Origin of the sequence: Alistipes sp. AF48-12 (assembly GCF_003477565.1) — a bacterium.
Taxonomy (GTDB): domain Bacteria; phylum Bacteroidota; class Bacteroidia; order Bacteroidales; family Rikenellaceae; genus Alistipes_A; species Alistipes_A hominis.
The window spans coordinates 1-2099 of the sequence record NZ_QUDJ01000046.1; the positions used below are offsets into that span (position 1 = coordinate 1).

At 30.5% G+C, this 2099-nt stretch carries 3 protein-coding genes and 1 pseudogene; all 4 read right to left on the reverse strand.

The window, feature by feature from the left end:
* Positions 1 to 155 precede the first annotated feature (155 nt).
* Positions 156 to 524, reverse strand: a complete 369-nt coding sequence (locus DW082_RS14080) for an Imm44 family immunity protein (RefSeq protein WP_004295261.1) — start codon at positions 522 to 524, stop codon at positions 156 to 158.
* 173 nt (positions 525 to 697) lie between these two features.
* Positions 698 to 1300: a hypothetical protein gene (locus tag DW082_RS14085; protein WP_118459185.1), complete on the reverse strand. Its 603-nt coding sequence runs from the start codon at positions 1298 to 1300 to the stop codon at positions 698 to 700.
* A 29-nt stretch (positions 1301 to 1329) separates the two neighbouring features.
* On the reverse strand, positions 1330 to 1821 hold the full coding sequence (gene imm9 / locus DW082_RS14090; RefSeq protein WP_004295321.1) for an Imm9 family immunity protein: 492 nt from the start codon (positions 1819 to 1821) through the stop codon (positions 1330 to 1332).
* Positions 1822 to 1872: 51 nt separating this feature from the next.
* Positions 1873 to 2099 (reverse strand): annotated as a pseudogene (locus DW082_RS14750) (hypothetical protein); the annotation flags it as partial.

The window sequence follows — 2099 nt, forward strand, 5'->3', positions numbered from 1 at the left end:
CAACCGATGAAACTTAGGTCTTGATAATGAAAAGTTCTTGTTTCTACTTTTCATTCGTTCCAGTAAGGCGACAATAATTCTATTCGTTATATCCATAGCTGTAATGTTCAATAGCGTTCCGCTTTAAGCAGTAGTGCTGTTTGTTACTAACGAATTCATTCATTAATTGATGCTTTCATTTTTTCTACAATTACATCAATATATTGTTGTGGAATGTTTTTATTTTTATAGTTCTCAATAGCATCAAGAATACTTTGTTTCAATATCTCAACACATTGAGAATCATTTGCTGTTTCAAATTTATCAAATGGGAGTAGAATTTCCAATTCTATCCGATTACGTTTTTTCGAATATCGACTTAATGGATTTGTAGTAAATCCTTTTAAGCAGAATACATAGAAACTTAGTTCATTAATATATGAAATATCACATAGACAATCCATATATTCTATTACAGAGTTTCTTGCTTTACGAAACTTATCAGAAATACTATGTTCCAATTCACCTCCAATAAAAACTTTCATACAAATTTGTTATCGTTAGTAATGTTCGGCAGCGTTCCGCTTTTCAGTCGGATTGCTGTTTGTTAGTCATGTCCGACATTCAACTATATTTAAATTGTTATTCAATTTTCTCGTTTTGTTGATAAACAACTTTTCTTTTATTGCTTGTTCTAACTGTTTATTATTCCATATATTTATCTCATAAATCTGCGGGATAACACCTTGTTTAACTTGCAACAAAACCTCCCTTCTTCGCTTAGTTTCTTCAATTTGCACCGAAGTGACTCGGCTTGTAACAGAAAATAAAGAGTGATAAAAGATTTCTTATCTATTACTTCAGAAAACAAATCTTGATTCTTCTTTAGATTAAAACAATATCCATAATCAAAATGATAAAAATCAGAAATGTTTTTTATCAATGAATATAAATTTTCCATATTCTGATTGTTTGTTTCAATTATCAGGTCTATCAATCCACAGCACTCCGGTTTGATTTGATTAAGCAATTCATTAGTATAAAACAAAGAAGTGCTTTCTTTTTTAGAAGCTGCGGATAAATAAACAATCTCCTTATTGTGTTGTGACAAATAATGGAAGAAACTATTTATTGTTTTCCACGCTCTACCCGAATAATTGATTTCGATATGACTTACGGATTCATTTAACCATGTAGCTGAAATATAATTATCGTAGGTAGTTAATAGTTTTCTAATGAAATCCATATCAAATAATATGACTTCATCAGAACTAATTACCTTATATAGTTTTATTATCTTCATTTCTGTTTTATAGTACATGACTAATGGTTTGCAGCGTTCCGCCTTATTCAGTCGGTAGTGCTGTTTGTTATAAACTCTTTTTTCTTTATTCTTTTGCCGTTACATGTAAAGCCATAAGTAAAAGCTGCATCTATGGCTTGTTTTGCACTCTCAAGAATATAATGATACAAATTATCATATTTACTAAAGCATGGAGAAAGAATGTAGAAGTTTTTAATATTTAAAGGAATATAAATCCCCGTCATATCGGATATTCCATAGCGTGCTTCCTCCAAATTTGGTACTGGTATGGAAATAGATATTTCAAACTCTTTATTAGATGGGAAACGTTTTGCCCGTTTGAAAATCCCAATCCCCCCATTAGTATTTCGAAGATTTATCTGTATGAGAAGTTTCCAATCTCCCAAATCATCTAAGTTGATTTGGTTATTGTAATCTTCCATATAACCATTCAACTCTCGGTAAATTGAGCGCAGTAAGTCCAATTCTCCAAGTTCGGGGATTTCACTACTTATTAAAACTGCATATTGATTATTCATACATTCATCCTTATATCCAGAGTTTATAATGTTTGGCAGCGTTCCGCTTATTCAGTCGGTTTGCTGTTTGTTAGTTTGAAAATTATTTGATTCTTCGAAATATCGTAATACATTCTTATACCATCTTCCACATTTATCATTTTGATAATAAGATATAGCGAGTTCTTTAGCTTTTTTCTCATTACCAGTGATATAATACATCGTAATTATCATAAGGATAGAATGATCTTTAGAATTCCACCAAATATAGTCTTTATTATTCTCAAAATCCATAAGTA

Excerpts from the sequence above, each read along its gene's own strand:
- imm9 (WP_004295321.1), bottom strand. The coding sequence starts at position 1,821 with ATGAATAATCAATATGCAGTTTTAATAAGTAGTGAAATCCCCGAACTT.
- DW082_RS14085 (WP_118459185.1), bottom strand. The coding sequence starts at position 1,300 with ATGTACTATAAAACAGAAATGAAGATAATAAAACTATATAAGGTAATT.
- DW082_RS14080 (WP_004295261.1), bottom strand. The coding sequence starts at position 524 with ATGAAAGTTTTTATTGGAGGTGAATTGGAACATAGTATTTCTGATAAG.